Below are 8,617 nucleotides of genomic sequence, written 5' to 3' on the forward strand. Positions count from 1 at the left end.
GTCAGGACAGTGCGTCGAGGGCGTCAGGGTTCCGTCAGGACGGGTACCGCGGGCACCCCGGCGGGTGCTGGATAGGTGCGGCGACCACCGCGGCCGCCCGGCCCGCAGGGCCGAACCCGTCCGGGAGCACTGATGGCCGATCTGGCCTTCGTGGCACTGACCCTCGTCTGCTTCAGCGCCCTCGCGCTGCTCGTGCGCGGGGTCGAGAAGCTGTGAACGTCGAGACCTGGGTGTCGCTCGTCATCGCGGTCGGCCTGGCCGGCTACCTGCTGTACGCCCTGCTGCGGCCGGAGCGTTTCTGATGAGCGCGACCACCGCCGCCGTCCTGCAGATCGGGCTGCTCGTCGCCCTGCTCGCCGCCGTGCACGTACCGCTCGGCGACTACATGGCCCGCGTCCTGGAGGGCCGCACGCACAGCCGCGTCGAGCGCATCGTCTACCGGCTGGGCGGCATCGACCCCGACGCCGATCAGCGCTGGGGCGTCTACGCCCGCTCGCTGCTCGCGTTCTCCCTGGTGAGCGTCCTGGCGCTGTACCTGTTCCAGCGCGTGCAGGCGCACCTTCCGCTCTCGCTCGGGATGGCCGACGTCAACCCGGCCGGGGCCTGGAACACCGCCGTCTCGTTCGTCACCAACACGAACTGGCAGTGGTACTCCGGCGAGGCCGTCATGGGCCAGCTCGTGCAGATGGCCGGGCTCGCCGTGCAGAACTTCACCTCGGCCGCCGTCGGGCTCGCCGTCGCGGTGGCCCTCGTGCGCGGGTTCACCCGCAGCCGCACCGACCGGATCGGCAGCTTCTGGGTCGACCTCGTGCGCGCCACCGGGCGCATCCTGCTGCCGCTGGCGTTCGTCGCGGCGATCGTGCTGCTCGTCGGCGGCGTCGTGCAGAACTTCACCGGCGTGCAGGACGTCACCACGCTCACCGGCGGTACGCAGCACCTGGTCACCGGCCCGCTGGCCTCGCAGGAGGCGATCAAGGACCTGGGCACCAACGGCGGCGGCTACTTCAACGCCAACAGCGCGCACCCCTTCGAGAACCCCACCGCATGGACCAACCTCGTCGAGATCTTCCTGCTGCTGGCCATCCCGTTCTCGCTGCCGCGCACGTTCGGCACGCTGGTGCGCGACCGCCGCCAGGGCGTCGCGATCCTGTCCGTGATGGGCGGGCTGTGGGCCGCGGCCGTCGCCGCGACCACGTGGGCCGAGCTGCACGCCGCCGGCGCCGTCCCGCAGCTGGCCGGTGCCGCGATGGAGGGCAAGGAGGTGCGGTTCGGGCCGGCTGCCTCGGCGCTGTTCGCCGCGTCGACGACGAGCACCTCGACCGGGTCGGTCAACTCCTTCCACGACTCGTTCACCGCGCTCGGCGGCGGCGTCACCCTGCTCAACATCGTGCTGGGCGAGGTCTCCCCGGGCGGGGTCGGCACCGGGCTGTACGGGATGCTCGTCATCGCCGTGCTCGCCGTCTTCCTCGCCGGGCTCATGGTGGGGCGCACCCCGGAGTACCTGGGCAAGAAGATCGGCCGGCGCGAGGTCACGCTCGTCGCACTGTCGATCCTCACCATGCCGGCGCTCGTGCTGGTCGGCGCGGCGATCACGGCGGGGGTGCCGAGCCTGCGGGACGCCTCGCTGCTCAACACCGGACCGCACGGGCTGTCCGAGATCCTCTACGCCTACGCCTCCGCGGTGAACAACAACGGCTCGGCGTTCGCCGGGTTCGGCGCCGCGACCACCTACCAGAACACCGCGCTCGGGCTGGGCATGCTGTTCGGCCGGTTCGTGCCGATCGTGCTCACCCTCGCGCTCGCCGGGTCGCTCGCCACCCAGCAGCCCGTCCCGGCCGGTGCCGGCACGCTGCCCACCCACACCCCGGTGTTCGCCGGGCTGCTCACCGGTGTCGTGCTCATCGTCGCCGGGCTCACCTTCTTCCCCGCACTCGCACTCGCACCCCTCGCCGAGGCCCTGTCATGACCACCAGCACCCCCACCCTGCGCCCGGCCGCCGGGGCCTTCGAACCCCGGCAGCTCATCGCCTCGCTCCCCCAGGCGCTGCGCAAGCTCGACCCGCGCCACCAGGTGCGCACACCCGTGATGTTCGTCGTCTGGGTCGGCGCCGTGCTCACCACGGTGCTCGCCGCGGTGCACCCCAGCGCCTTCGCCTGGGCCATCGCCGCCTGGCTGTGGGCCACGGTCGTGTTCGCCAACCTGGCCGAGGCCGTCGCCGAGGGACGCGGTCGCGCCCAGGCCGCCTCGTTGCGCCGCACCCGCACGACGACGACGGCCCGGCGCCTGACCCCCGACGGCAGCACGCAGGAGGTGCCCGGGACCGCGCTCGTCGTCGGCGACCGGGTGGTCGTCGAGGCCGGTGAGGTGATCCCCGGCGACGGCGACGTGGTCGAGGGCGTCGCCGCGGTCGACGAGTCGGCCGTCACCGGCGAGTCCGCCCCCGTGATCCGCGAGTCCGGCGGCGACCGGTCGGCCGTCACCGGCGGCACCCGGGTGCTCTCGGACCGGATCGTCGTGCAGATCACCGCCAAGCCCGGCGAGACGTTCCTCGACCGGATGATCGCCCTGGTCGAGGGCTCGGCACGGGCCAAGACGCCGAACGAGATCGCGCTCAACCTGCTGCTGTCCTCGCTCACGCTCATCTTCCTGCTGGCCGTCGTCACCCTGCAGCCGTTCGCGGTGTACTCCGGGCAGGCGCAGTCGATCACCGTGCTCGTCGCGCTGCTCGTCTGCCTCATCCCGACCACCATCGGCGCGCTGCTGTCGGCCATCGGCATCGCCGGGATGGACCGGCTGGTGCAGCGCAACGTCATGGCGCTGTCCGGCCGGGCCGTCGAGGCCGCCGGTGACGTCGATGTGCTGCTGCTCGACAAGACCGGCACCATCACGCTCGGCAACCGGCAGGCCGTCGAGCTGGTCCCGGCCGACGGCGTGGCGGTCGACGCCCTCGCCGACGCCGCGCAGCTGTCCAGCCTGGCCGACGAGACCCCCGAGGGGCGTTCCATCGTCGTCCTGGCCAAGACCGAGTACGGGCTGCGCGAACGGCCCGCCGGTGAGCTGGCGCAGGCCACCTTCCTGCCGTTCACCGCGCAGACCCGGATGAGCGGCGTCGACCTCGCGGAGCCCGAGGGCACCCGGTCGGTGCGCAAGGGGGCCGCGAGCGCCGTCATGGCGTGGGTGCGCGAGAACGGCGGGCACCCCACGGCCGACGTCGGGCGCACCGTGGACGCCATCGCCGGGTCCGGCGGCACCCCGCTGGTCGTGGCCGAGCAGGTGGGTGACGGTCCGGCGCGGGCGCTGGGCGTCGTGCACCTCAAGGACGTCGTGAAGTCCGGGATGCGCGAACGGTTCGCCGAGCTGCGCGCGATGGGCATCCGCACCGTGATGATCACGGGCGACAACGCGCTCACCGCCGGGGCCATCGCGGCCGAGGCCGGGGTCGACGACTTCCTCGCCGAGGCCACCCCGGAGGACAAGCTCGCGCTCATCCGCACCGAGCAGGCCGGCGGCCGGCTCGTCGCGATGACCGGGGACGGCACCAACGACGCCCCCGCGCTGGCCCAGGCCGACGTCGGGGTGGCGATGAACACCGGGACCTCGGCCGCCAAGGAGGCCGGGAACATGGTCGACCTCGACTCGAACCCGACCAAGCTCATCGAGATCGTCGCGATCGGCAAGCAGCTGCTCATCACCCGCGGCGCGCTCACCACGTTCTCCATCGCGAACGACATCGCCAAGTACTTCGCGATCATCCCGGCCATGTTCGCCGTGGTGTACCCGCAGCTCGACGCGCTCAACATCATGCGGCTGCACTCACCGCAGTCCGCGGTGCTGTCGGCCGTCATCTTCAACGCGCTCATCATCGTGGCGCTCGTGCCGGTGGCGCTGCGCGGGGTGCGGTACACCCCGTCGAGCGCGGCGGCCATGCTGCGCCGCAACCTGCTGGTCTACGGGGTGGGCGGCATCATCGCGCCGTTCCTCGGGATCAAGCTCATCGACCTGGTCGTCTCCCTGCTCCCCGGAATGTGACGGCGTGCTGCCATGAACTCGATGCTTCGTCAGGTGCTCGCCGGTGCACGGCTGCTGCTGGTCCTCACCGTGGTGCTGGGGGTCGGCTACCCGTTGGCCGTGTACGGCGTGGGACGGCTGGTGCCGGACCGGGCCGACGGCTCGCTGCTGCGGGTCGACGGCCAGGTGGTGGGCTCGCGGCTGATCGGCCAGCAGGTCACCGGTGACCAGTGGTTCCTGCCCCGCCCCTCGGCCGCGGGCGACGGGTACGACCCGCTGGCCTCGGGCGCCTCCAACCTGGGCCCCAACGACCCGACGCTGCTGGCCACCGTCACCCAGCGCCGCCAGGAGGTCGCCGACCGCGAGGGCGTCGACGTCTCCGCGGTGCCGGCCGACGCGGTCACCGCCTCCGGCTCGGGGCTGGACCCCGACATCTCGCCGGCCTACGCCCGGCTGCAGGTGGCCCGGGTCGCCCGGGTGCGCGGGCTGGACCCGGCGACGGTCTCCGCCCTGGTCGAGGCGCACGTCCAGGGCCGCGACCTCGGCGTGCTGGGCGACCCGCACGTCAACGTGCTCGAGCTCAACGCCGCGCTCGCGGGGCTGGGCTGAGCGGACGATCCGGGAGAGGCTGGCCCCGTGGCTGACGAGGAGCGCAAACGCGGCACGCTGCGCGTCTACCTGGGCGCCGCCCCCGGCGTCGGCAAGACGTACGCCATGCTCGACGAGGCCCAGCGCCGCAGCGAGCGGGACGTCGACGTCGTCGTCGCCCTGGTCGAGACGCACGGCCGGGCGCAGACCGCCGCCCACCTGGCCGGGCTCGAGGTGCTGCCGCGGCGCACCGTGGAGTACCGCGGCGCCACGTTCGACGAGCTCGACGTGGACGGTCTGCTCGCCCGCCACCCCGCCGTCGCGCTCATCGACGAGCTCGCGCACACCAACGTGCCCGGTTCGCGCAACGCCAAGCGCTGGCAGGACGTGCAGGAGGTGCTCGCCGCCGGGATCGACGTGGTCACCACGGTGAACATCCAGCACCTGGAGTCGCTCAACGACGTCGTCGAGTCCATCACGGGCGTGCACCAGCGCGAGACCGTGCCCGACGAGGTGGTTCGCCGCGCCGACCAGATCGAGCTGGTCGACATGAGCCCGCAGGCGCTGCGCCGCCGCCTCGCGCACGGGAACGTGTACGGGCCGGACAAGATCGACGCCGCGCTGACGCACTACTTCCGGGCGGGCAACCTCACCGCGCTGCGCGAGCTCGCCCTGCTGTGGACCGCCGACCGCGTCGAGGACGCCCTGGCCGCCTACCGCCAGGACCACGAGATCGCCGAGCCGTGGCCCGCGCGCGAGCGGCTCGTCGTGGCCGTGACCGGCGGGCCGGAGACCGAGGCCCTCGTACGCCGCGGGGTGCGCATCGCCAGCCGGCCGGCCGGTGGTGACCTGCTCGTCGTGCACGTGGCGCGCGGCGACGGGCTCGCCGGGCCCAGCCCGGACGCCCTGGCCCGGCAGCGGTCCTTCGTCGAGTCGCTCGGCGGCAGCTGGCACACCGTCGTCGGGGACGACGTGGCCACGGCCGTGCTCGAGTTCGCCCGCGGGGTCAACGCGAGCCAGATCCTGCTCGGGGCCACCCGGCGGCGCGGTCCGGTGGCGGCGCTCTCCCCCGGGATCGTCCCCCGGGTGATCCGCGGGTCGGGCGAGATCGACGTGCTCGTCGTCACGCACGAGCAGGCCGGACGCGGGCACCGGGCCCCACCTCGCCGCAGCGGGCTCGGGCGCCGGCGGCTCGTGGCGGCGTGGGCGCTCGCGGCGTTCGGGCCGCTGCTGCTGGGCCTGGGTCTGCACGGGCTGCTGCTCGACTCGCTGCCCACCATCCTCATGCTGTTCCTGGCGCTCACCGTCGGGGTGGCGCTGGTCGGCGGGCTCGGGCCGGCGCTGCTGGCCGCCGTGATCGGCGGGCTGGTGTCGAACTACGGGTTCGTGCCGCCGGTCGGCACGTTCACCATCACCGAGCCGCAGAACGTGGCGGCCATCGCGGTGCTGCTCGCCGTCGCGGTGGCGGTCTCGACAGTGGTGGACCTCGCCGCCCGCCGCACCGTGCAGGCCGCCGCCGCCCGCGCCGAGGCCGACACCCTGGCCACCGTGGCCGGTGCGGTGCTGCGCGGGGCCGATGCGGTGCCGGCGATGCTCGACCAGCTGCGCGAGGCGTTCGCCCTCGACGCCGTGTCCCTGCTCACCCGGGACGCCGAGACCGACCCCTGGCAGGTGGTGCACGCCGTCGGCCGGGACGCACCGCACGCCCCCGACGAGGCGAGCAGCACGGTGCCGGTGCGTGACGGGCTCATGCTCGCGCTGCGCGGCCACGACCTGTCGGCCGAGGACCTGCGGGTGGCCACGGCTGTCGGGCTGCACGCCGAGGCCGCCCTGGAACGTGACCGGCTGCGGGTGCAGGCGCGCGCCACCAAGGCCGAGCAGCAGCGCACCGCGATGCGCACCACCCTGCTGGCCGCCGTCTCGCACGACCTGCGCACCCCGCTCGCCGCGATCAAGGCCGGGGTGAGCGCGCTCACCACGAGCGGCGACGCCATCGCCCCCGACGACCGTGTCGCCCTGCTCGCCGACGTCGAGACCAGCACCGACCGGTTGCAGGCGCTCATCGACAACCTGCTCGACATGAGCCGGCTCGACGCCGGGGCGGTCACGGTGCACCGGGCCCCGGTGGCGCTCGACGAGGTGGTGCCGTTCGCCGTGGCTCCGCTGGCCTGCGACCGGCTGACGATCGACGTGCCCGAGGACCTGCCGCTCGTCGTCGCCGATGCCGGGCTGCTCGAACGGGCCGTCGCCAACCTCGTCGAGAACGCGCTGCGCTACACCGACGGGCCGGTGCGCGTCGTGGCCGGGGCCGTGCCGACCGCCGTGGTGGTGCGGGTGGTGGACCGCGGCCCCGGCATCCCCGACGCCCGCAAGGCCCAGGTGTTCGCGGCGTTCCAGCGGCTGGGCGACTCCCCCGACGGGCACGGTCTGGGGCTCGGGCTCGCGGTGGCGCAGGGCTTCGTCCGGGCCAACGGGGGCACACTGGAGGCCGAGGACACCCCCGGCGGAGGACTGACCATGGTGATGACGCTGCCGCTCGACCCCGCATGACCCGGGTGCTCGTGGTCGAGGACGAACCGGCGCTCGCCAGGGCGCTGGCCATCACGTTGCGCGCGCACCGCTACGACGTGGCCGTGGCCAACGACGGGCGCGCGGCCCTGGACCTGTCCGCGAACTGGCACCCGGACCTCGTCGTGCTCGACCTGGGGCTGCCGGACCTGGACGGGATGGACGTGCTGCGCGCCATCCGCGGCTGGTCGGCGGTGCCGGTCGTCGTGCTCTCGGCGCGGCAGACCTCGGACGACAAGGTCGAGGCCCTCGACACCGGCGCCGACGACTACGTGAGCAAACCGTTCGCGATGGACGAGCTGCTCGCACGGCTGCGCGCCGCCGTCCGCCACACCCCGACCGGCGACGGGCCACCCGTGGTCGTCACCGCGACGTTCACGGTGGACCTCGCGCTGCGCAAGGTCACCCGGGACGGGGCCGAGGTGCGACTCACCCCCACCGAGTGGCACATGCTCGAGCTGCTGGCCCGCGACGTCGGCAAGGTGGTGGGCCGCCGCGAGCTGCTCACCGAGCTGCGCGGGCCGGACCTGGCCACCCAGACCCACTACCTGCGGGTCTACCTCGCCCAGCTGCGCCGCAAGCTCGAACCGGACCCCACCCACCCGCGGCACCTCGTCACGGTGCCGGGGGTGGGCTACCGGCTGGTGCCCTGAGTCGCTGTCAGCCCGCCAGGTCCCGCCGCCGCAGCCCGACCGCCCCGACCGCACCGAGCAGCACCGCGACGACGACGAGCACGACGAGCGGCCCCGGCGTCACGGCGTGCCCGGGCACCACCGGCAGGTGGGCGTAGGGCGACAGGTCCACGAGCCAGCCGGGCAGGTCGAGCAGGCTGCCGAGCACCCCGACGACGAACGTCCAGGCCAGCAGCGCCCAGCACAGCGGCACGAGCCGCGGCACCCAGCCGTACAGCGCGAGCGCCGCCCCGGCCACGACGAGCGCCGCGGGCACCTGCACCAGCCCTGCGCCGAGCGGGTCGGTGAGGGTCGGGGCGCCGGTGCCGCCCGCGGCCAGGTGGCCGAGCCCGAGCGCCAGCCCGCCGAGCGCCGGGATCGCCACGACCCCGGTGACCAGCAGCACGGCGACCGCCCCGAGGTAGCGCCCGCGCGCCACCGGACCGGCGAGCACCTGCGCGAGCCGCCCCGACGTCTCCTCCCGGACCAGCGCGACGACCATCGTCACCGCCCACGCCCCGGTGGCGATCCCGACGAACCCGCTCACCATCGACACGAGCAGGTCGGCGATGCCCCCGGCCCCACCCAGCGCCTCGATCACCTGCGCGAACTGCGGGGACGTGCCGACGATGTCGCCCGCCGACGGCAGGATGAGCCCGACGAGCATCGTGTACGCCGCGGCGCTCACCGCCCAGGTCGCGATGCCGGGGCCGTGCAGCCGGGCCGCGAGCGCCAACGGGCTGCCGAGCCCGGTGGTCCCGGCCGGTCCGGGGCGCGGCTGC

8 protein-coding genes are annotated in these 8,617 nt (G+C 74.2%); 7 read left to right on the forward strand and 1 reads right to left on the reverse strand.

Features of this window, described 5'->3' with window-relative positions; all coding sequences use genetic code 11:
• Window positions 1-75 precede the first annotated feature (75 nt).
• Genes F2B26_RS00345 through F2B26_RS00375 form a run of 7 tightly spaced genes read left to right on the forward strand, consistent with a single transcriptional unit; the run spans window position 76 to window position 7,817 of the window.
• Window positions 76-216 (forward strand): hypothetical protein, encoded by a 141-nt coding sequence (locus F2B26_RS00345; RefSeq protein WP_159805221.1) that lies wholly within the window; start codon window positions 76-78, stop codon window positions 214-216.
• Entirely contained in the window at window positions 213-302 is a 90-nt protein-coding gene (kdpF, locus tag F2B26_RS00350) for a K(+)-transporting ATPase subunit F (RefSeq protein WP_159805223.1), read from the forward strand. Before F2B26_RS00345 ends, kdpF begins: the two co-directional genes overlap by 4 nt.
• Window positions 302-1,966 (forward strand): potassium-transporting ATPase subunit KdpA, encoded by a 1,665-nt coding sequence (gene kdpA, locus F2B26_RS00355; RefSeq protein ID WP_159805225.1) that lies wholly within the window; start codon window positions 302-304, stop codon window positions 1,964-1,966. The genes kdpF and kdpA overlap by 1 nt, the downstream gene beginning before the upstream one ends.
• Window positions 1,963-4,029: a potassium-transporting ATPase subunit KdpB gene (kdpB, locus tag F2B26_RS00360; RefSeq protein WP_159805227.1), complete on the forward strand. Its 2,067-nt coding sequence runs from the start codon at window positions 1,963-1,965 to the stop codon at window positions 4,027-4,029. Before kdpA ends, kdpB begins: the two co-directional genes overlap by 4 nt.
• Window positions 4,030-4,041: 12 nt before the next feature.
• Window positions 4,042-4,617 (forward strand): potassium-transporting ATPase subunit KdpC, encoded by a 576-nt coding sequence (kdpC, locus tag F2B26_RS00365; protein WP_159805229.1) that lies wholly within the window; start codon window positions 4,042-4,044, stop codon window positions 4,615-4,617.
• 27 nt (window positions 4,618-4,644) lie between these two features.
• Window positions 4,645-7,146: a DUF4118 domain-containing protein gene (locus tag F2B26_RS00370; RefSeq protein ID WP_235929406.1), complete on the forward strand. Its 2,502-nt coding sequence runs from the start codon at window positions 4,645-4,647 to the stop codon at window positions 7,144-7,146.
• Window positions 7,143-7,817 carry a response regulator gene (locus F2B26_RS00375; RefSeq protein WP_159805231.1) on the forward strand — a complete coding sequence of 225 codons (675 nt, stop codon included), beginning with the start codon at window positions 7,143-7,145 and terminating at the stop codon, window positions 7,815-7,817. The genes F2B26_RS00370 and F2B26_RS00375 overlap by 4 nt, the downstream gene beginning before the upstream one ends.
• 7 nt (window positions 7,818-7,824) lie before the next feature.
• Here F2B26_RS00375 and F2B26_RS00380 read toward each other — a convergent pair.
• The coding region (locus tag F2B26_RS00380; protein ID WP_499679443.1) for an efflux permease Rv1217c-related protein at window positions 7,825-8,617 on the reverse strand (793 nt) is incomplete at its 5' end.

It is taken from the genome of Cellulomonas citrea, assembly GCF_009829685.1.
GTDB classification, from domain to species: domain Bacteria; phylum Actinomycetota; class Actinomycetes; order Actinomycetales; family Cellulomonadaceae; genus Cellulomonas; species Cellulomonas citrea.